This is a genomic window from Corynebacterium ureicelerivorans, assembly GCF_000747315.1.
Lineage (GTDB): Bacteria > Actinomycetota > Actinomycetes > Mycobacteriales > Mycobacteriaceae > Corynebacterium > Corynebacterium mucifaciens.
On the sequence record NZ_CP009215.1, the window covers coordinates 1,366,509 to 1,387,834 of the forward strand.

At 63.5% G+C, this 21,326-nt stretch carries 17 protein-coding genes; 13 read left to right on the top strand and 4 right to left on the bottom strand.

Features of this window, described 5'->3' with window-relative positions; all coding sequences use genetic code 11:
- The first annotated feature begins 9 nt into the window (after positions 1 to 9).
- The 5 genes from CUREI_RS06820 (at position 10) to galE (ending at position 4,934) form a co-directional block, all read left to right on the top strand.
- Positions 10 to 1,569 (top strand): DUF7782 domain-containing protein, encoded by a 1,560-nt coding sequence (locus CUREI_RS06820; protein WP_038611919.1) that lies wholly within the window; start codon positions 10 to 12, stop codon positions 1,567 to 1,569.
- An 8-nt stretch (positions 1,570 to 1,577) separates the two neighbouring features.
- On the top strand, positions 1,578 to 2,012 hold the full coding sequence (gene dtd, locus CUREI_RS06825; RefSeq protein ID WP_038611922.1) for a D-aminoacyl-tRNA deacylase: 435 nt from the start codon (positions 1,578 to 1,580) through the stop codon (positions 2,010 to 2,012).
- A gap of 110 nt (positions 2,013 to 2,122) precedes the next feature.
- Positions 2,123 to 3,124, top strand: a complete 1,002-nt coding sequence (locus tag CUREI_RS06830) for a sigma-70 family RNA polymerase sigma factor (RefSeq protein WP_038611925.1) — start codon at positions 2,123 to 2,125, stop codon at positions 3,122 to 3,124.
- Between the two features lie 128 nt (positions 3,125 to 3,252).
- Positions 3,253 to 3,948, top strand: a complete 696-nt coding sequence (locus tag CUREI_RS06835; protein WP_038611927.1) for a metal-dependent transcriptional regulator — start codon at positions 3,253 to 3,255, stop codon at positions 3,946 to 3,948.
- Positions 3,945 to 4,934, top strand: coding sequence for a UDP-glucose 4-epimerase GalE (gene galE / locus CUREI_RS06840; protein ID WP_038611930.1), 990 nt, complete (start codon positions 3,945 to 3,947; stop codon positions 4,932 to 4,934). The genes CUREI_RS06835 and galE overlap by 4 nt, the downstream gene beginning before the upstream one ends.
- A gap of 3 nt (positions 4,935 to 4,937) precedes the next feature.
- On the opposite strand, the gene CUREI_RS06845 is transcribed toward galE, so the two are convergent.
- Positions 4,938 to 6,089 carry a DUF4192 domain-containing protein gene (locus CUREI_RS06845; RefSeq protein ID WP_158407452.1) on the bottom strand — a complete coding sequence of 384 codons (1,152 nt, stop codon included), beginning with the start codon at positions 6,087 to 6,089 and terminating at the stop codon, positions 4,938 to 4,940.
- A gap of 213 nt (positions 6,090 to 6,302) precedes the next feature.
- On the opposite strand from CUREI_RS06845, the gene CUREI_RS06850 reads away from it, so the two are divergent.
- From CUREI_RS06850 to CUREI_RS06860, 3 genes are all read left to right on the top strand, one after another.
- A complete protein-coding gene (locus CUREI_RS06850; RefSeq protein WP_038611934.1) occupies positions 6,303 to 7,394 on the top strand; it encodes a PAC2 family protein in 1,092 nt (363 codons plus the stop codon).
- 34 nt (positions 7,395 to 7,428) lie between these two features.
- Complete coding sequence (locus CUREI_RS06855; protein ID WP_084768501.1) at positions 7,429 to 9,969, top strand: DEAD/DEAH box helicase; 2,541 nt, start codon at positions 7,429 to 7,431, stop codon at positions 9,967 to 9,969.
- 96 nt (positions 9,970 to 10,065) lie between these two features.
- Positions 10,066 to 11,313: an NAD(P)/FAD-dependent oxidoreductase gene (locus CUREI_RS06860; protein ID WP_038611940.1), complete on the top strand. Its 1,248-nt coding sequence runs from the start codon at positions 10,066 to 10,068 to the stop codon at positions 11,311 to 11,313.
- An 88-nt stretch (positions 11,314 to 11,401) separates the two neighbouring features.
- On the opposite strand, the gene CUREI_RS06865 is transcribed toward CUREI_RS06860, so the two are convergent.
- Positions 11,402 to 11,926, bottom strand: coding sequence for a carboxymuconolactone decarboxylase family protein (locus CUREI_RS06865; protein ID WP_038611943.1), 525 nt, complete (start codon positions 11,924 to 11,926; stop codon positions 11,402 to 11,404).
- A 21-nt stretch (positions 11,927 to 11,947) separates the two neighbouring features.
- Complete coding sequence (locus CUREI_RS06870; RefSeq protein ID WP_038611946.1) at positions 11,948 to 12,544, bottom strand: peroxiredoxin; 597 nt, start codon at positions 12,542 to 12,544, stop codon at positions 11,948 to 11,950.
- A gap of 116 nt (positions 12,545 to 12,660) precedes the next feature.
- Between CUREI_RS06870 and CUREI_RS06875 the strand changes: the two genes are divergently transcribed.
- Together CUREI_RS06875 and hrpA are read left to right on the top strand one after the other, a co-directional pair.
- Positions 12,661 to 13,617, top strand: a complete 957-nt coding sequence (locus CUREI_RS06875) for a hydrogen peroxide-inducible genes activator (RefSeq protein ID WP_038611949.1) — start codon at positions 12,661 to 12,663, stop codon at positions 13,615 to 13,617.
- A gap of 15 nt (positions 13,618 to 13,632) precedes the next feature.
- A complete protein-coding gene (gene hrpA / locus CUREI_RS06880) occupies positions 13,633 to 17,577 on the top strand; it encodes an ATP-dependent RNA helicase HrpA (RefSeq protein WP_038611952.1) in 3,945 nt (1,314 codons plus the stop codon).
- A gap of 27 nt (positions 17,578 to 17,604) precedes the next feature.
- On the opposite strand, the gene nrdR is transcribed toward hrpA, so the two are convergent.
- The gene (gene nrdR, locus CUREI_RS06885; protein WP_038611955.1) at positions 17,605 to 18,063 is read right to left on the bottom strand and encodes a transcriptional regulator NrdR; all 459 of its coding nucleotides are present in this window, start codon (positions 18,061 to 18,063) and stop codon (positions 17,605 to 17,607) included.
- 664 nt (positions 18,064 to 18,727) lie between these two features.
- On the opposite strand from nrdR, the gene lexA reads away from it, so the two are divergent.
- From lexA to CUREI_RS06900, 3 genes are all read left to right on the top strand, one after another.
- Positions 18,728 to 19,408: a transcriptional repressor LexA gene (lexA, locus tag CUREI_RS06890; RefSeq protein WP_038611958.1), complete on the top strand. Its 681-nt coding sequence runs from the start codon at positions 18,728 to 18,730 to the stop codon at positions 19,406 to 19,408.
- Between the two features lie 78 nt (positions 19,409 to 19,486).
- Entirely contained in the window at positions 19,487 to 20,272 is a 786-nt protein-coding gene (locus CUREI_RS06895; protein ID WP_038611961.1) for a DeoR/GlpR family DNA-binding transcription regulator, read from the top strand.
- A 70-nt stretch (positions 20,273 to 20,342) separates the two neighbouring features.
- Entirely contained in the window at positions 20,343 to 21,326 is a 984-nt protein-coding gene (locus CUREI_RS06900) for a 1-phosphofructokinase family hexose kinase (protein WP_236627171.1), read from the top strand.

Consider the following 21,326-nt stretch of genomic DNA (forward strand, 5'->3'; position numbering starts at 1 on the left):
GAGCCCCGCGTGACCAACCCCGGCGACCTCTCCCCCGCTTTCCCGGAGCTTGCCAGGACGCTGGCGGAGGAGCTGTCGCGGGCGGGCTTTACCGCCGACGGCATCGCCGCCCACCTCGGACCGGAGGCCACCGAAGCGATGTACCGGCGTGAACCGGGGGTGGTTCTCGCCGCAACCGCCGACGGGACCCGCCTGTCCGCCCTCATCCGCTTCTTCATCCTGCGGCGCCCGGCCACGGCGGAGGCTCTCGGCGGCATGCTCACTACCAAACTCGCGCTCGCGCTTATCGACGCCCATACGGTCCTCCCCGTTGCCGGTGCGAGCACCTACCGCGTCGCCGTTGACGTGCGCGCCCACGTTGTCGCTGGCAAACCCCGGGTGGTGTTTTCCGACCTCGACGCCTCGATGACAGACATCGTCCCGGGCCGCGATCACGTACTCGGTGTCGGCTCCGCGTCACTGTCGCTGCTTTCCGCTACCCCGTGCACCCCTGTGGAGTCGGTGCTAGACCTTGGCACCGGCTCTGGTGTCCAAGCGCTCGCGCAAGCGGATGCAGCAACCACCGTGATCGCTACCGACGTCCACACCCGCGCGCTTTTGTTCGCAGAGGCGGCTATGCGCGCTAATGCGGTCGACAATGTTGAGTTGCGCCAGGGCAGCTGGTTTGAACCGGTGGCGGGCGAGCACTTCGATCGCATTGTGGCTAATCCGCCGTTCGTGGTCGGGTTGCCCGAGGTTGGCCACGTGTACCGGGATTCGGGCCTGGACTTAGACGGTGCCACGCAACGGGTGCTGCAGGACGCACCCGGGCATCTCGCACCCGGCGGTCGGGCGTTCATCCTGGGATCGTGGGTCCACGTCCTTGACGAGCCGTGGCAGTCCCGTGTCGCCTCATGGTTGCCATCGCGCGGCGTCAACGCGTGGGTGCTGCAGCGCGACGTGGTGGACCCCGGCATGTATGTCTCCACCTGGCTGCGGGATGAATCCATTGATCCCCGCTCCGACGATGGGGTGAATCGGACGCTGCAGTGGCTCGACCACTTCGCCGACAACGACGTCCATGCGGTTGGGTTTGGCTGGGTGATGCTGGAAGACATCGGTGATGCCCCCAGTGAGATCACCTGCGAGGAACTCACCCACGCGTTTACCGACCCGCTGGGGCCGGAAGCAGAAGAGTATCTCACCCGCGCGGCATGGCTGCGGGGCAAAGACCGTGACGCCGTCCTCGACGCAACCTACCTGGTGCGCCCTACCGTCGCGGTCGAGGACATCAAGCTGGTTGATGCCGAGTCAGGGATGGGCTTTGCGGACGAGGTACTTCGGATCACTCGCACTGACGGCCCGCGGTTTTCCCACACCGTCGATGTGGGGGTTCTCTCGCTGATTTCTGGGTTGCACCCCAACGGGTTGCCGCTGCGCGACGTGGTCGGCCTCTACGCCGCCTCACAGGGTGTCAGTGCACCGGAGGACGTCGAGAAGCTTGAAACTGATGCGGCGGCTGCGGTGGTCGACCTTGTGCGCCACGGCTTGGTGTTGCCGGCCGAGATCGCCCAGTTGACCCACCTCTAGGAGCAACCATGAGAGCGGTGCTTACCCGTGTCACCAGTGCAAGGGTGACGGTTGACGGGGCGACGGTTGGCGAAATCGAGTGCCCAGAAACCGGCGGGATTCTCGCGCTGGTTGGTGTAGGCCGCGAGGACGCTCCTGACGCTTGGAAGACGGTGGCGCGCAAGATTGCGGAGCTGCGGATCTTAGGCGGCGAGCGTTCCGTCGAAGAAGTCGGCGCACCGGTGCTTCTGGTTAGCCAGTTCACGCTCATGGGCCGGACCGCAAAGGGGCGCAGGCCGTCATGGAGTGACGCGGCGCCCGCTGACGTGGCCGCGCCAGTGATAGACGACATCGCTCGGGAGCTGCGCTCCCGGGGCATCGATGTCTCGGAAGGGCGTTTCGGAGCCCACATGCAGGTGTCCAGCGTCAACGATGGACCGTTTACTGTCATCGTCGAAGCGTGACCATCAACGGGAATGAATGAATTTCGGCCGGGCGGGAACATCACGCGCCTGCGGGACGTTTCCCCACTAGACTGCCCAGCTGTTCCACCTAGTCCGAGGAGGCGTTGCACATGACCCAGCCGGATCACGCTGCACAGGGTACGCAAGATTCTGCAGAAACCGTTGACCGCGGCAGCCGCAGGAACCAAACCAACGACAACCCGTCGGCGGACCTCGTCCGTGTCTACCTCAACGGCATCGGAAAAACGGCGCTTTTGGACGCGGAGGAAGAGGTCGAGCTCGCTCAGCAAATCGAGGTCGGCCTGTACGCGCAGCACCTCTTGGACGACCCGGACGTCAAGCTCACGCGGGCGAAGAAGCGCGACCTGAAGATCTTGGCCAAGGAGGGCCGGAAGGCGCGCGCTCACCTTTTGGAGGCCAACCTCCGTCTGGTGGTGTCCCTTGCCAAGCGGTACACCGGTCGCGGCATGCCGCTGCTGGACCTGATCCAAGAAGGCAACCTGGGCCTTATCCGCGCGATGGAGAAGTTCGACTACTCCAAGGGCTTCAAGTTCTCCACGTACGCGACCTGGTGGATCCGCCAAGCCATCACGCGCGGCATGGCAGATCAATCGCGCACCATCCGCCTCCCAGTGCATCTGGTTGAGCAGGTGAACAAGCTCTCGCGCATCCGCCGCGAGATGTACCAGTCCCTTGGGCGGGAACCAACGAACGAGGAGCTCTCGGAGGAATCCGGCATCGAAGAATCCAAGATTGAGATGCTCCTGCGCCAGTCGCGCGACCCGGTGAGCCTGGACATGCCGGTCGGCGCGGACGAGGAGGCTCCGCTGGGGGACTTCATCGAGGATGCAGAGGCCACCGATGCGGAAGATGCCGTGGTGACCACGCTGCGGCACGACGACATTCAGGACATCATCAATGGTCTTGAGCAACGGGAACAGGATGTCATCCGCATGCGCTACGGCTTGACGGACGGCGTGCCTCGCACCCTCGACCAGATTGGTCGCCAATTCGGGTTATCGCGTGAGCGTGTGCGCCAGATCGAACGAGAGGTCATGGCCAAGCTGCGCGCCGGTGAACGCGCGGACCGCCTGCGCGACTACGCCCTGTAGTTCACCACCCGTACCTACCAAGTCCAGCGCCAAGTCCAGCGTTCCCGGTATCGCTGTGGGCGCTGGGCTACGATGTTGCCCGAGAGTGTACGGGCTGGAATCCGTTGCGATTGGAAGGGAGCGTCAACGTGCGTGACCTCGTTGACACCACAGAGATGTACCTGCGCACCGTCTACGAGCTGGAGGAAGAAGGCATCACGCCACTTCGAGCCCGTATCGCGGAACGCCTGGAACAATCCGGCCCCACCGTGTCCCAGACGGTCGCCCGCATGGAGCGCGATGGTCTCATCGTGGTCGAGCACGACCGCTCGCTTTCCTTGACCGAAGAGGGCCGAAACCGGGCGACGGCCGTCATGCGCAAGCACCGTCTTGCTGAGCGCCTGCTCACCGACATTCTTCAGCTCGACCTGGATCAGGTCCACGACGAGGCGTGCCGCTGGGAGCACGTGATGAGCGAGGAAGTCGAGCGCCGCGTTGTTGCGGTCTTGGACAATCCCGCCCGCTCCCCGTTTGGGAACCCGATCCCGGCACTCGATGAGCTCGGCGCCTCCCCGGTTGATGCCGGCCAAGAAGGCATCCGCGCAACCGATCTTCGGTTGAAGGAGCCGACGCGAGTGACCGTCGTGCAGATCAGCGAAATCCTCCAAGACGGTGCTGTGCCAAAAACCGCAGGCCCGCTCGTCGGCAAGACCGTCACGCTTACTCCTCTCGACGGGGGTGCGCTCGAGGTGACAACCGACAACGGCAGCAGCTTCCACCTCCCCGCCGACACCGCCCACGCCCTGCGCGTGGAACGCGAGGGTGAGACGGGAATTCGGCTGTGAGGCTCGTTGTCACCGGGGGCGCCGGCTACGTAGGAAGCGTGTGCACCGCCGCATTGCTGGACGTGGGCCACGACGTCATCGTCGTCGATGACCTAAGTACCGGGAACCGCTACGCGGTTCCGGAGGCCGCCACGTTCGTTGAGGGCACGATCCAGGACGTGATTGACGACGTGCTCGCAGATACCGCGGGCGGGCCAGTGGACGGTGTCCTGCACTTCGCCGCACAATCCCTCGTGGGTGAGTCCGTGGACGATCCGGCGAAGTACTGGCACGGAAACGTTGATGTCTCTCTCGCGCTCCTCGACTCGATGCGCCGTCACGGAGTGGACTCGCTCGTCTTTTCGTCCACCGCCGCGGTCTACGGCGAGCCGGACGCTGTGCCGATCACCGAAGACGCCACCGCGCGCCCGACAAACCCGTACGGCGCAACCAAGCTGGCCATCGACAACGCTATTACCTCCTACTGCCACGCATACGGGCTCGGCGCCACGAGCCTGCGGTACTTCAACGTCGCGGGCGCGTACAACGGCATCGGCGAGAACCATCTGACCGAGACACACCTCATCCCGATTGTGCTGCAGGTGGCTATGGGCTACCGCGACAAGATCATGATGTACGGCGACGACTGGCCTACAAAAGATGGCACCTGCGTGCGCGACTACATCCACGTGCGGGATCTTGCGGACGCGCACATCCTCGCGTTAGAAGCCAACACTGCCGGCACCCACCATATTTTCAATCTTGGCTCCGGCGACGGGGACTCGGTGCGCGAGGTCATCGAGGTTTGCCGTGACGTCACGGGCCACCCCATCCCGTCGGAGGTAGCCCCGCGGCGTGCCGGCGATCCTGCAACGCTCATCGCCTCGTCGGGAACAATCCGGCGCGAGCTTGGGTGGGACCCGACCCGCACCCAGCTGCGCACTATTGTGCGCGACGCCTGGGAGTTCACGCGTCAGCTCGGCGATAAGTCGCATTCCGCCCGCTAGCGCTCACCCCTCGAGACCCGCCCACGTATCAGCGCAACCCTGGCGGCACAGCTCCAGAAGCGCGTGGCCTTGCCCTATCCCCAAGACACTTGCGAGTAGGCCCGACAGGGAGTGACCGGGCACTTCCTTCTGCGCGGATGCTAAGGCAGCGCTCGCCCAGCCAGTGAGCCCGAGTGAGACCGCCACCATCGCCCAGAGACATAGCGCGTTCGCGCGGATCCGTCCGCTGAAGTTGCGTGCGATGGTGAGCAGGACCGCGGCCGCGGCGCGGGGGTGGTTTAAGGCGTCCACAATGAGGCAGTCGCGCAGCGCATTTCGAGACAGTACCGAGGCAAGCAGCTCCACGTCTTCCGTGCAGGTGAACACGTCGGCGATGATCAAACTCCCGTCGTTGTCGATCACGCTGGTGTTGGGCGCACCGAGGAAAATGTCGCATGCGCGCTCGAGCCTCTCACGGGCAAGGTCCGGGGCTACGTCCACTAGGTCCATCAGCTCGGCCCCTCGGCGGCGCGCGTTCGGGGCCAAAGCCTCGCATTTGAGCACGTCAGAGGTGGAGACGGGATCGAAGTGCGCGAATAGCTCGTCTTTACGCAGCTCGGGCAGTGCGCCTTGGTCAATGAGCGGGCGCATCGGCTCGGCAGCGACGATTGAGGACACGATGCCGCATTGGTAGGTGTCGTCCCAGCCCCAAAGATTGCGCGCTGAGCAAATGTCCGGGCCGAAGACGAGGTGGTAGGGCGTACCGTCGGCGACTTCGGAAACAATCCAACAGGCCTCCACGATCTCACCGAACTCATCTGCGGCTCGGCACAACCCTTCCACGGCCGCCGCAACCATCTGGGAATCCGGCACGCGGGTGATGATTACGGCGAAGGTTGCCACATGCCTGCCCACCGGGATCAGCTGGAGCGCGCGCTGAATGCTTTCGGTGTTTCCCACGTCGGCGTCGAGGTAGGTTCCAATGTCGAGCGCTTGGTCAGCAGCGGGGTGCGAGTAGACGTTGATGAGCACGACCGATTCGTTTGGAAAATATCCGAGCGCCCCCGGAATGGTGGCGATCAGGTGCGACGGTGAGCGGAGAGCTGTTTGCCCCCGGTTCGGCAAGTTCGCACTGGCTGGCTGGTTGGTCTCGTTTGGCTGAGGCTGTGTATCCATAACGATTAGACCGTGCCTAGTCAGCTGCGGTTCCCCGCGCCGAACAATCTGCTCATCCCGCGCGGTCATCTCACCCGACCTGCACCGGCTAGAGGCACCGGCCGCGGCACTCGGGCACAATGGAATGATTGCGCACCGAGATCCGTTGTGCTGGTGGAGCAGAAAGCCCGGCCGAACTGCCGGCTGGGCGAGCGAATGTAGGAGGCCACAACCATGACGCAGGAACGTCGCATGTACGAACTTGAGTACCCCGCGCCGCAGGTGAGCGAGGACACGCAGAACGGCCCAGCGCTGGTCATCGCCATGCACGGGTATGCAGACGCGGGTCACGCGGTCGAGGCCGCAGCTGACCACCTCAAGGCCGCGCTGGAGTCGCGCACCGTCGCGACCTTTAGCAACGACGAGTTGATCGATTACCGGTCCCGCCGCCCCACCGTGACACTGGACCACGCCGAGATCACTGATGTCGCCGACCTGCAGTTGGACATGCGCGTGCTGCGAGATGAGAAGGGCGCATCCTTTTTGCTCCTCTCTGGTCCGGAGCCGGACCTGCGTTGGGAGGCATTTGGAAGCGCAGTAGCCGACCTTGTGGAGCGCTTCGGCGTGAGCAAGACAATCTGTTTGTATGCGGCACCGATGGGCGCGCCCCACACGCGCCCGCTGGTGGTGTCTGCCCACGGCAATGACCGCGAGCTTGTCGGGTCGATGTTCACCTTTGACGGCATGGTGAGCATCCCCGGATCCGCATCAATCCTCATTGAGCGCGAGCTGCACAGGCGTGGCCGTTCGGTGGCAGGGTATACAGCGCACGTGCCGCACTACGTGGCTGCCTCCCCATACCCCCACGCAACGTTCCAGCTACTGCAGTCCGTTGAGGATGCGACGGATCTGAAGTTTCCGTTGCGTTCCCTGGAAGCGGACATGCGCAGGGTGTCCCAGCAGCTTGCGGAGCAAACCGGTAACTCCGAGGAAATCACCCAGGTCGTTCAGGCCCTCGAAGAGCACTACGACCGTGAGATCCAGGAATACCGCGACCGCCACCCGCAGGCGATGATGCCTGGGGAGGCGCAGATGCCCAGCGGCGAGGAGATCAGCGAGGCATTTGAAAACTACCTTTCGGCCATCGAGGATCGCGACCGCAACCGTGGGGACCAGCGTGGTCTCCCCCACAGCGAAGAGACGGCTCGGCGGCTGCGCGACCACTTTGTGGTCGACCCGGATGAGCGTGAGCAACCGCTTGATGACGACCAAGGGGACACCCCGCGCGGCGAGAGCTCCGACGGGCAGGACGGCGACCCGAGGTAGCCGTGTCGTGCGGTCGGCTACGGTAAAAGCTGTGATGCTGACCGATTTGCTTGACGACATTGCGCACGCCCCAGAGTCGCTCTTCGAGGATGCTGTCTGGGACTCCTTCACCGCGTGGACGGCTTCGAGAGGGATATCGCTCTACCCCGCGCAGGAAGAGGCGTCGCTCGCGCTGCTGGCGGGCGACAACGTTATCTTGGCTACCCCGACAGGGTCGGGGAAATCCATGGTGGCCAACGCTGCACACTTCATCGCCTTGGCCCGTGGTCAGCGGACGTTTTACACCGCCCCGATTAAGGCCCTGGTCAGCGAAAAGTTTTTCGCGCTGTGCGAGATTTTCGGCGCGGAGAATGTAGGCATGATGACCGGCGACGCGACGGTGAATGCGAATGCGCCGATCATCGCCGCCACCGCAGAAATCGTTGCCAACATCGCGCTGCGGGAAGGGGCACACGCCAAGATCGACCAGGTTGTGATGGACGAATTCCATTACTACTCCGAACCCGACCGCGGCTGGGCTTGGCAGGTGCCGCTACTTGAGTTACCGCAGGCGCAGTTCCTCCTCATGTCCGCCACGTTGGGGGACACGGCTTGGCTGGAGGAAGACCTCACCGAGCGAACCGGCCGAAAGACCACCTACGTCGGCGGTGCCGAGCGCCCGGTGCCGCTGGACTTCCACTACGTGTTCTCCCCTGTCCACGAGACGATCGAGGAGTTGCTGGAAGACAACAAAGCGCCGATATACGTTGTCCACTTTTCACAACGCGAGGCGACGGAACGCGCCCAGGCGCTAACGAGTTTGAACATCATTACGCCTGAAGAAAGGCAGCGCATCGCTGAAGAAATCGGAGACTTCCGCTTCACCACAACGTTTGGCAAGACACTCTCCAAGCTCGTCCGCCGCGGCATCGGTGTCCACCACGCGGGCATGCTGCCGAAGTACCGCCGCTTGGTTGAGCGGCTTTCCCAAACCGGGTTGCTCAAGGTCATCTGCGGAACAGACACCCTCGGCGTGGGCATCAATGTGCCGATCCGCACGGTCCTCATCACCGGCCTAGTCAAGTACGACGGCACACGCCAGCGGATCCTCAAGTCCCGCGAGTTCCACCAGATTGCCGGCCGCGCTGGCAGGGCGGGGTACGACACTGAGGGCACGGTCGTCGTCGAGGCGCCGGAACACGAGATTGAAAACGTGAAGCTGCGCCGGAAAGCGGGAGACGACCCGAAGAAACTGAAAAAGCTTAGGAAAAAGTCTGCCCGCGAGGGGGAAGTGAGCTGGTCCGAGAACACCTTCGAACGGTTAAAGGTAGCGGAGCCCGAGGAGCTGACCAGCCAGTTCAAGGTCTCGAATTCCATGCTGCTGAACGTGGTGGCCCGGCCGGGAGATGGCTACGAACACATGCGCCACTTGTTGCGCTCGAACCACGACCCGCGTGCGAAGCAAAACCGGGACATTATCCAGGCGGTGAATCTCTTCCGCGGATTGATTACCGCGGGCGTGGTGGAGCGCACTCCCGACTCCCCTGCGTTCCGGCCGTACACGCTCACCCAGGAGCTGGACCGGGATTTCGCACTGAACCAACCGCTGTCCCCTTTCGCATTGGCGTTCCTCACGTTGCTCGACCCTGAGTCGGACATGTACACCCTCGACGTCATCTCAACGTTCGAGGCGATTCTGGACGACCCGAGACAGCTGCTCCAAGCCCAGCAAACAGCGGCTCGTGGCGAAGAGATCGCCGCTCTGAAAGCAGAGGGGGTGGACTATACGGAGCGGATGGCCATCATTGAGGACGTCACCTACCCCAAGCCGCTTGCTGACGAACTAGAGGAGGCGTTCGCCACCTTCACCGAAGGCAATCCGTGGGCGAAAGAATTCGAGCTGTCGCCGAAATCGGTTGTGCGCGACATGATGGAGCACGCGATGACGTTTTCGGACCTCATCGCCACCTATGGTCTGGCCCGCTCGGAGGGCGTGGTGCTGCGCTACCTCACCGATGCGTGGCGCACCCTTTCCTATTCCATCCCGGACACCTACATGAACGATGATCTTGAGGACATCGTCGTGTGGCTCGGCGAGCTGATCCGACAGGTCGACTCGTCGCTCATCGACGAATGGGCGCACATGACCGGCGACGACCAGCCCGTGAGCCAAGACACCATCGACCGCGAGCTCGCGTTCGGTGTGGAAGACCCCACGGCGCTCACCGCCAACCGCCGCGCCTTCACCATCATGGTGCGCAACTATTTTTTCCGCCTAGTGGAACTTTTCGCGTACGAGAAGGAGGACCAGCTGGAGGACATGCTGGGCTACCTGGAGCCGGACGCGCGGGTGGACTGGCCAGCTGCAATGGACGACTACTTCGACGAATACACGGATGTGGACCTGGGCCCCGACGCGCGCGGCCCGGAATTCTTCCGGCTGGAGGACTCTGCCGGCCGAGCGTGGAGGGTCACCCAAATTATCAAGGACCCCGAGGGGGACAACGCGTTCCAGCTGCACGGTGTTGTGGATCTGGACGCCTCCGACGAGGCAGGTGAAGTGCGGCTCTCCTCGCTAGGCATCCGCGAGGGGTAGAGCGCGCCGGCAATTTTCAAAGCCGAGACGACGGCGCGGATTCTGCGTTACATTACCTTCAACACGTTTGCATAGTTGTTGTGAGGAGGAACACACGTGGCCCGCACTATCGTCGTCGGGGCCGGCATGACGGGCCTCGCCACCGCGTGGCACCTACAGGAGTACGGACATGAGGTGGAGGTGCTTGAACGCATCGATGTCGCCGCCGGCTCTTCTTGGGGCAACGCTGGATGGCTCGCACCAGGAAAAACGATCCCGCTGGCCAACTCGAGCTTGTGGGCGTACGGGCCCACCGCGCTCTTTGACAAGCACGCCGCTCTTGATGTGCCTGTGCGCATCGACCCGAAGCTGTGGCGCTTCTGTGCGAACTTCATGGCGCACGCCACCGGCCGCGCCTGGGACAAGACGATGGCGGGTCTGACACAGGCAGATCTGGCTGCCTTGGCGGCATACGACGAGCTTGAGGCAGGCGGAGTGAATGCGTCCACTACCGAGGGGCCGTTCATCATCTGTTTCGAAAACGAAGGCAAAGCCGCCGGCTTCCTGAAGGAGGTCGAAGGGGCGCAACGTCACGGCCAGGACATCCCCTTCGAGCAGATCACGCTTGACGACGCCCGAGCAGACGCGCCGATGCTTACCGACAAAGTCGGGGCAACATACCGCATGGGCGGACAGCGCTTCATCGAACCGGGGCCATACTGCCAGGCCATCGCTGATTCGATCGTCCAGCGCGGCGGCACCATCACCACGGGTGCGGAGGTCGTGGAGGTCACCTCCACCCGCACACCCGCGGTCAAACTCGCTACCGGTGAGTGGCTGCGCGCCGACAACGTGGTACTTGCCACCGGCGCGTGGCTTCCTAAGTTGGCGAAGGTCCTGGGAGTGACCACCCTCGTCCAGGCCGGCCGCGGGTACTCCTTCTCCGTAGAGACCGAAGAACCCGCCACGTGCCCGGTGTATCTGCCGGACCCGAAGATCGCCTGCACCCCGTACCAGGGCCGGTTCCGCATCGCCGGCACAATGGAGTTCCGCGGACCCGACGAGCCATTCCAGCCTGGCCGCGTTGCGTCGATGATCCACACGACGAAACCGTTCTTCCGTGGCATCGACTGGGACGACCGGCAGGACGAGTGGGTGGGATCACGCCCGGTCACCCCGGACGGCCTGCCGCTCGTTGGTGCTACCAAGGCACCAAACGTCTACACCAACGGCGGCCACGGCATGTGGGGCATCATTCTCGGTCCGCTGTCCGGAAAGATGCTGGCGAAGCAGATCGAGACCGGCGAGGTGGACGAGACAATCGCGCCGTTCGACCCGCTGCGCGGCCCCTTCGGCGGCTTGTAGCCCCCCGCTCCCGCGACGCCCATAGCAGCAAAAACCTCCGGCCAGGAGGGTTCTTGGCCGGAGGTTTTCAACGTCGATAGGCTACTGCCTAGCGGGCGTCCTCGATGGTGATAGCCTGAGCCACCGCTTGGACGACGCTGGCGACCTTCACGGCCTCCCAGACCTGCTCCTTGGTCACGCCCTCCTCGCGGACGGTGTTGGCGTGCGCCACGGCACAGTGCTCGCAGCCGTTGATGGTGGACACGGCCAGGGACCACAGCTCGAAGTCAGCCTTTTCAACTCCGGGCTTGGAGATGATGTTCATACGTAGGCCGAACTTGACGTTGGCGTAGTCATCGCCGAGCCAGTTCTTCGCGCGGTAAGCGACGTTGTTCATCGCCATGACGGTGGCCGCGCCGTAGGCGGCCTCCACGGCCTCGTTGGAGAGGTGCTCCTTGGCCTCCTCCGCGATTTCTGCGATGACCTTCGCATTACGGGTCGCTGCCGCAGACGCGAGCAGGGTGCCCCAAAGCTGTTGCTCGCTGAGCTCAGTCGAGCGGGTCAGGGAGCCAAGGTTCAGCTTCTGGTCCTTCGCGTACTCGGGCAGGGCCCCACGCAAATTCTCAATGGACACAATGTCCTCCTTCTACTTCCGTTACTTCAGAGACTCCTGGACCACGGCCATCTTGTCGATGTTCTTGGTCGGGTCGTTCTTCTGCCAGTCGCAAGCGCAAACCTCTTCAGACTGCAGTGCGTCGAGAACGCGCAGCACCTCGTCGACGTTGCGGCCCACCGCATCCGGGGTGACGGAAACGAACTGGATCACGCCGTCCGGGTCGATGATGAAGGTGGCGCGGTCAGCAACACCGTCCGCGTTCTCCACGCCCAGCGCACGGATGAGGTCGTGGCGGACGTCGGCGAACATCGGGAACGGGATGTTCAGCAGGTCCTCGTGCGTCGCGCGCCAGTTGAAGTGGGAGTACTCGTTGTCGGTGGAGCCGCCGAGCACCTGGGTGTCGCGGTCCTCAAACTCCTCGTTGAGCTTGCCAAACGCCGCGATCTCGGTCGGGCACACGAAGGTGAAGTCCTTCGGGTAGAAGAACACGATCTTCCACTTACCCTCGTACTTGTCCAGAGAGACGTTCTCGAAGTAATCGTCCGGGGAAGCCGCGTTCGCTTCCTTCAGGTTGCCGCCCTTCAGTGCGACAAGGTCAAATTCCGGGAAACGCTCTCCAACGGTCATGATCGGCATGTGAGTTCCTCCAAAGAAACTGGTTTCGGGGTTTGTCTGTGGACGCGATCCAGTATGACACAGATGTAGCCCGCTTTCAACACAAAAACCTATGAACATCGTGTAACTTCATAGGCATGGGCAATAAAGAATATAAACCGACGATCGCGCAACTCCGGACGTTTGTCACCGTCGCCGAGCAGAAACACTTCGTCTCCGCGGCGAACAAACTCGGCATCTCCCAGCCGTCGCTCTCCCAGGCCTTGGCCGCCTTGGAAAGCGGCTTGGGCATCCAGCTCATCGAGCGTTCGACCCGGCGCGTCATTGTCACGCCGATAGGCGAACAGCTTCTGCCATTCGCCAAAGCAACCCTAGAAGCGGCCGACGCATTCGTTGCACATTCGCGCGGCGCGGGAGGCGAGCTCGCCGGCCCGCTCAACATCGGCATCATCCCCACCGTCGCCCCATATATTCTGCCCACGCTGCTCACGCTCATCGCTGAGGAATTCCCGGAGCTCGAACCCCGCATCGTGGAGAACCAGACGGAAAGCTTGCTGCAGCGACTCCGCGACGGCCACATCGACGTCGCGGTCTTGGCCACCCCCACCGGGGCGACCGGGGTGACGGAGATCCCGCTTTACGACGAAGCGTTCGCCATCGTGACCAACCCTGATAACCCATTGGCGGGGCGGGGCGACCTGGCGCTTGATGCGCTGCGCGACCTCGAGCTCCTCCTCCTCGACGACGGGCACTGCCTCCGCGACCAAATTGTGGAGCTGTGCCAACTGGCGGAGGTTGACCGCAGCCCCGGCGCACAATCGGCGACGCGCGCCGCCTCGCTGACCACGGTGGTGCAACTGGTTGTCGCGGGTCTGGGCTCGACGCTGGTGCCGATGTCGGCCGTTGCTACTGAGTGCGCACGACCCGGCATCGCCGTCTCTGCGTTCGCCGACAGCGTGGAGGCGAAGCGCACCGTCGGGCTTGTCATGCGGTCGTCTTCACGGCGCCAGCAGGAGTTTGCGCGCCTGGGAGAGCTCATTACGCGTGCCTTCGAGAAGGCTACGGAAGCTAGTGTGGCGCTGCTGCCGCGCTAGACTCACGCTCTGGTTATGAATGAGCACGCAATACAGAAGTCGGCGCTGTACGAGGCACTCGACAGCGTCCCAATCGCAGACGTCCGGCGATTCCGCCGCCGCTTGAAAAACGCTCGCTCCCCCGAAGCGCTAGAAGCGATTGCCGCGGACGTGGAAAAGGCGCGCGCGGTTGTTGATGCGCGAGCCGCCCGCATCCCCGACATCACGTACCCGGAGAACTTGCCGGTGTCCGCGCGGCGCGAGGACATCATGGAACTGGTACGCGACAACCAAGTCGTGGTCGTCGCAGGTGAGACCGGTTCGGGTAAGACCACGCAGATCCCGAAGATGCTGCTGGAGATGGGCCGCGGCCGACGCGGATTAATTGGCCACACCCAGCCGCGCAGGCTGGCGGCACGCACCGTGGCGGAGCGCATCGCCGAGGAGCTGGGCCAGGACATCGGCCATTCCGTGGGCTACGCCATCCGCTTCGACGACCGCGTGTCCGACTCCACTGCGGTGAAGCTGATGACGGACGGCATCCTCCTCGCCGAAATGCAGCGCGACAGGTTCCTCAACGCCTACGACACGATCATCATCGACGAGGCGCACGAGCGCTCCCTCAATATCGATTTTCTGCTTGGCTACCTCAAGCGCCTGCTACCGAAGCGGCCGGACCTGAAAGTCATCGTCACCTCCGCGACCATCGACCCGGAGGCGTTCGCCCGCCACTTCGCAGACGCGGACGGCAACCCAGCGCCCGTCATCGAGGTTTCGGGACGCACCTACCCGGTGGAGATCCGCTACCGGCCCTTGGTTGAGCAAGTGCAGGCGAAGGACGGGTCAGTCAAGGAAATCGACACCGACATGATCGAGGGTGTCATCGACGCGTGCAAAGAACTCATGCGCGAAGGCGACGGCGACATCTTGTGCTTCTTCTCCTCGGAGCGCGACATTCGCGACTGCATGGAAGCTATTGAGAAAGAACATTGGCGCGGTGTCGAGGTCGTGCCGCTTTTCGGCCGCCTCTCCAACGCAGAGCAGCACCGGGTGTTCGCCCCGCACTCTGGCAGGCGCATCGTCTTGTCCACCAACATTGCGGAGACGTCGCTCACCGTGCCCGGAATCCACTACGTGGTGGACACGGGGCTCGCGCGCATCTCGCGCTACTCCACACGGACGAAGGTGCAGCGGCTGCCCATCGAGGAAATTTCCCAGGCCTCAGCCAACCAGCGTTCGGGTCGTTCTGGACGAACTGCAGACGGCATAGCGATCCGCCTGTACTCAGAAGAGAACTTCGAGGCCCGCCCCGAATTCACAGACCCGGAGATTCTGCGCACCAACCTTGCCTCGGTGGTGCTGCAGATGATCTCCTTGCGTCTTGGCGACATCTCTCAGTTCCCCTTTATCCAGCCGCCGGACCAGAAGGCGGTGCGCGACGGTCTCGCGCTGCTGCACGAACTCGGCGCCATCACCGGCACAGCACGCGACGGCGCACCGGGACTCACCGAGGTGGGCCGCGACATCGCCCGGATTCCCGTGGACCCGAAGATGGCTCGCATGCTAGTCGAGGCCAACCGCCTTGGCGTGCTCGACGACGTCACCGTCATCGTGGCGAGCATGACCATCCAGGATGTGCGCGAGCGCCCACTGGACTACCAAGCCCAGGCGGATCAAGCCCACGCACGGTTCAAAGACTCCACGTCGGACTTCTTGTCGTCGCTGAAGCTGTGGGACTACATCGGTGATTCGCGCGACGAGCTGTCCGGCAACGCCTTCCGCAAGCGGATGAAGCGCGAGTTCCTGCACTACATGCGCATCCGCGAGTGGTTCGACCTCGTGCGCCAATTACGCGACATCGAACGCCAGCTTGGGTGGTCCCGCGCAGAAAACGTCGCGGGGGAACGCGACGCCGATGCGATCCACAAATCCCTGCTCACCGGCCTGCTGTCCAACATCGGCGCACGCGACGGGAATTCGAAAGAATTCCAGGGTGCCCGCGGAACTAGATTCATGGTGTTCCCTGGGTCGTCGCTAAGCAAGAAACCGCCCGAGTTCGTCATCGCCGCGGAGCTGGTGGAGACCTCCCGGCTGTGGGCTCGGGACGTGGCCAAAATCGAGCCTGCGTGGGTCGAAGCTGCCGCCGGCGACCTGGTAAAGCACAGTTACTCTGAGCCGGTGTGGTCGCGCAAACGCTCCGCTGCCATGGTCCACCAGAAATCCATGCTGTACGGCGTCACGATCGTGCGTGACCGCCTCGTCCCCTACCACCGAGTGGACGCTGCGGGGGCGCGCAACATGTTCATCCGCCACGCCCTGCTCGAGGGCGACTGGAACCGGCACCACACGTTCATCGAACACAACGATGCGCTCCTCGCTGAGGCCGCGCAGGTCGAAGAGAAAGTGCGGCGTAGGGGCCTGGTTGTCGACGAAGACACCCTCTTCGACTTTTACGATTCGCGCCTGCCCGCGGATGTCACTACCGCACGCCACTTCGATTCTTGGTGGAAGAAGAAGCGGGCGCAGGACAAGCATTACCTCGACTTCGACCCGGACTCGCTGCTGGACGACGACGGTGTTGACTCGTCTGCGAACGCGTTCCCGCAGACGTGGCGCCAGGGCACGATCGACTACGCGCTGCGGTACAAATTTGAACCCGGAGACCCGTTCGACGGCGTGACCGTGGATGTGCCGGTGCCGCTGCTGGCCAACCTGCGCGCGGAAGGGTTTGACTGGCTTGTGCCGGGACTGCGATCTGAACTTGCGGCTGAGTACATCCGTACGCTCCCAAAGGCGCTGCGCAAGACCGTGGTGCCCGCTCCCGACTTCGCAAACCGGGCATTGGAGGCCATCCGCCAGGCGCAGGACGGGGCAACCGAGCAGGAACTTCGCGCGACGCCGTTTGCAGACACCCTGGCGGAAGCGCTGCGCGGCCTTGGCGGCCGCGGCATCAACGGCTCCGATTTCAACCCGGCAGCGTTACCCGCCCACCTCAAAGTGACGTTCGCGGCGATCGACCGTCGTGGCAAGGTCGTCGACCACGACACCGACCTCGACGCGCTGAAGCGCCGTCAAGCGGGCCAGATCAGATCGTCCGTGTCGAAGGCAAGCCACGCTTCTGAATCCGATGCCGTGGAAAAGTGGACGGCCGACTCGCTGGGTACGGTTCCCGAAACCGTCACGACCACGATTGACGGCAATGACGTGGACGCCTACCCCGCCCTCGAAGCCACTAAGGACGGTGTGCGGGTAACGGTGCACCCGACGAAGGCGGCTGCCGACGCCTCAATGGTCACGGCGACGTTGACGCTGTTGCTGCGGGACATCACTGTCAACGCTTCGCAGATGACCAAAGGACTGCCGTTGCGGCAAAAAGTCGCGGTGGATCGCTACCCGCACGGCGGAGCCGCCGGGCTTGTCGAGGATGCACGGGTGGCGGTGATCAGGGATCTCCTACTAGCCAACGGCGGCCCCGTCCGTTCGCCCGAAGACTTCGAAGCGCTCGCCGACACCATCCGCCCGCAGGTCGCAGGTGGCGTGCGCCGCGCCGTGGTCACGTTGGCCCCCGCGCTCGCGGAATACGCCAACATTGCGAGCGAACTCGACCAATGGGAGGGGCCGGCTATCGACGACATGAAGGCGCAATTGCAGTTCTTCCTGCCCAACAACGCTGTGACCGTGCACGGCATTGGGCACCTGCAGCACCTGCCGCGCTACATCGACGCGATGCGCATCCGCTTGGATGACATGCGGCTGGACCCCGATAGGGACGCAGACAGGCAGTCTGTAGTCGACTCGGTAAAGCGCTACCTGGCGCAGCGCATGAAGTCGCTGCCTGCGGGGCGTACCAAAACCAAGGCGTACAAGGACATCCTGTGGATGATCGAGGAGCTGCGTGTGAGTCTCTTCGCGCAGCGGCTGGGCACTCCGAGACCGGTAAGTCAACGCCGCATCGAGAAGAAAATCGACGCGCTACGCTAGCGCTCACTGCCGCCGATGTTCGCCGCGCTAGAAGTCTTCCCGGTCGCGGCGGCGCATCAAGCGGATTTCGGACTCGAAATCGTCCGCACTTTCAAACGACTTGTACACCGAGGCGAATCGCAGATAAGCAACCTCGTCGAGCGCCCGAAGTGGCTCGAGCACCGCGAGACCGATTTCATGGGCCGGGACCTGAGAGCTCCCCTGAGCGCGGACGGTTTCCTCCACCTCTTGGGCGAGGCGTTTCAACGCGTCGTCGCTCACATCCCGCCCCTGGCACGCGCGCCGCACCCCGACAATAAGCTTGTCGCGGTCAAACGGCTCACTCACGCCGTTTCGTTTCACCACGGTCAGCACGGCCTTTTCAACGGTGGTGAATCGCCCCCCGCACTCGGTGCACTCTCGACGCCTCCGAATAGCCGAGCCTGCCTCGACAAGCCGTGAGTCAGTGACACGAGACTGCTCGTTGTGGCAAAACGGACAAAACACGGTTTTTCACCCCCGGGGTAGTAGCGATTTGGCGTGGCAGTGAGTCTACGCCCCTGCTACCGTGCGGCTACAGCCGCTGTCCGCGCCACCTCACCGCTTGGCGCTGCGGCAGAACTTTCCCCACCGGAGAACACACCGCCGAACGCAGAACCGATGAGCAAGGCCGCGGTCATAGACACTCCGAGGATCACCGTATCCCGCGTCTCGTGCCGAGATTCGAATGCCTCTCCCGTGCCGGCCACTGCCCCAGAATCGGCTCTAGGCGCGCGTTCATACATTCGATTCAAGCTACTGAGCGTTCGAACACCAGGAGTTCCGACACGGCGGCTTGCGCCGGAATCCACGTCCCAGACCTCCGCCGGCGGCACGACGGGCACACCGCTGCAACCGGCTTGGTAACGGTTCTGCACAGGATTAATAGCAATAGACACGGTCGTGCTCCCTTCACTTTGCGGCACACATTAAGGTGGGTACCGATGCGCCCGCTCGCGGGTGCGTTCATATGTTCGAATGCGATTACGTGTTCGATTTATAGCAGGCGTTGCAGACCGTGTCTACCCCGCGATCCAGACGATCGAACATGAGTGCCCTCTCTGGTAGGTTTTGAGTGACGAAAGCCCGCAGAGTCCCCTCACCAGATCCCACAGAGCCAGAAGGAGTTGTCATGGCACGGAAGAAGTCTGACCCCGCCACACCGGATTACAACGCACTGTCAGACCGGCAGCGCCGCATCTTGCAGGTCATTCAGGACGCCGTCGTGCTTCGCGGCTACCCGCCGAGCATCCGCGAAATCGGTGACGCGGCCGGGCTGCAGTCGACGTCTTCGGTTGCCTACCAGCTCAAGGAGTTGGAGAAGAAGGGCTTCCTGCGCCGCGACCCAAACAAGCCGAGAGCCGTGGACTTGCGCCAGCTCCCGGACACCGAACGGAAAAAGCGCAAGCCGCAGGAGGCGAAACCACAGGATGCGTCGAACGCCCGCTTCGTCCCGGTCTTGGGACAGATCGCTGCGGGCGCACCGATCCTCGCCGAGGAAAACGTCGATACCTACTACCCGTTGCCGGAGGATCTGCTCGGTGACGGCGATGTGTTCATGCTCCAGGTTGTCGGCGAGTCGATGCGGGACGCGGGCATTCTCAACGGGGATTGGGTCGTAGTGCGCTCCCAGCCCGTTGCAGAGGAGGGCGAGTTCGTTGCCGCGCTCATCGACGGCGAGGCGACGGTGAAGGAGTTCCACCGCGACTCGACAGGCGTGTGGCTGCTCCCGCACAACGACGCGTTCTCCCCCATCAAGGGTGACGATGCAGAAGTGATGGGGCGCGTCGTTTCCGTATTCCGCACCCTCTAGCTTACAAATCCCCACGTCCGGGGGAAGACTGAAACTGACTCCAGCGGCCGCGTGCCCGCTTTTGGGATACTCATTCGCATGTATGCAGAGGAGCGCAAGCGCCAGATTGCATCACTCACGGCCGTCGAGGGGCGTGTGAGTGTTGCGGACCTCGCCGAAAAATTCGATGTCACGGCTGAAACCATTCGACGCGACCTCACCGCGCTGCATGCCGAAGGGGTCGTCCACCGGGTCCATGGCGGCGCTGTTGTCAATCAGGCGTTTCTCACCACGGAACAGCCTCTCGACGCCCGGTCCCGCTCTGCGTCCGCTGCCAAGAACGCCATCGCGCGCGAAGCCCTCCAATTCCTGCCCCGCCACGCCGACGCTGGCATCTTCCTCGACTCCGGCTCAACCACCCAACTCTTCGCCGGCCTTCTGCCCGAGCACTCGCCCGCGCGGAACTTCTCGATTGTGACGAATTCGCTGCCAATCGCATTCGATCTGGCGTCCGCCGGCCTCGACAACGTCCAACTGCTCGGCGGCTCCGTTCGGGCGATCACCCAGGCTGTTGTCGGCGGTACCGCGCTTCGCACCCTCGCACTCATGAAGGCAGACGTGGCCTTTATCGGCACAAACGCGCTCACGATCGATCACGGCTTATCCACCGCAGACGCACAAGAAGCGGCGGTGAAATCGTCCATGGTCACCAACGCGAGGAAGGTTGTCGTCTTGTGCGACTCGACCAAGATCGGTAACGACTATCTGGTCAGTTTCGCGCCGCTCGATGCCGTTGACGTTGTGGTCACCGACGCAAGCGCTCCCCAATTATTTGTCGACGAGCTACGGCGACATGACATCGAGGTAGTCCTTGCCCAGGTGTGACCCACCCCCCGTTTAGCGCCGATCGTGTCCGATCATTGCACAAACCCACACAATCGGACACACTCAGGGTGTGAGGAGCACAAAGAGCACGAAGCGAATCGTGACGGTCACCCCCAACCCCAGCATCGACGCCACGGTGCACATTCCCGCGCTGAGACGCGGGGAGGTTGTGCGTGCCACCGCCACCCGCAAAGAGGCCGGCGGCAAAGGCATCAACGTCGCGCACGCCGCGGCTATGGCCGGCTACGACGCGACCGCGGTGGCACCTTGTCAACAGTCCGACCCGTTCGCCACCGCCATGCGTGCCGTCCCCGTCGCGTTTGTCCCCGTGCACATTGCGTCTGCCGTCCGAACGAACACGGCAATTACTGAGGACGACGGCACCACCACCAAGGTCAACGAAGCGGGCTCCGAACTCTCCGACGCTGAGCTAAGTGCGGTGGAATCTGCTCTGGCTCGGAATTGCAGCGGCGCTGACGCCGTCGCGCTTGCTGGCTCCCTTCCGCCGGGGGCTCCGGCCGACTGGTACGCATCCCTTGTCCACACGGTGCGCGCCAGCGCCACCGACGCGATCGTCGCCGTGGACACTTCGGACGCGCCGCTTCTCGCGCTTGGTCAGCACTTGCCTCTCGCCGCCCCCGATGTCATCAAGCCCAACGCGTTCGAGCTCGCCCAGCTCACCGATAACGACGGCCGTGAGCTGGAGGCCCGCGCCGCTGCAGGCGACTATGCCCCCGTCGTTTCAGCCGCGCGCGATCTGGTGCAGCGCGGCATCCGCGAGGTCCTTGTCACGCTCGGCAGCGCGGGCGCGTGTCTGATCACCGCTGAAGCAGCCTGGGCTGCAACTCCGCCGCCCACCGTTGTGAAATCCACGGTAGGCGCCGGCGACAGTTCGCTCGCCGGGTATCTCACTGCGCGTATCGACGGCGAGACGCTCGCCGACTGCCTGCGCCGCGCTGTCGCGTACGGATCGGCCGCGGCCGCGCTGCCAGGTACCGGGCTGCCCGCACCTACGGACGTACATCTCGATCACACAGACGTTTTCCCTGTATAA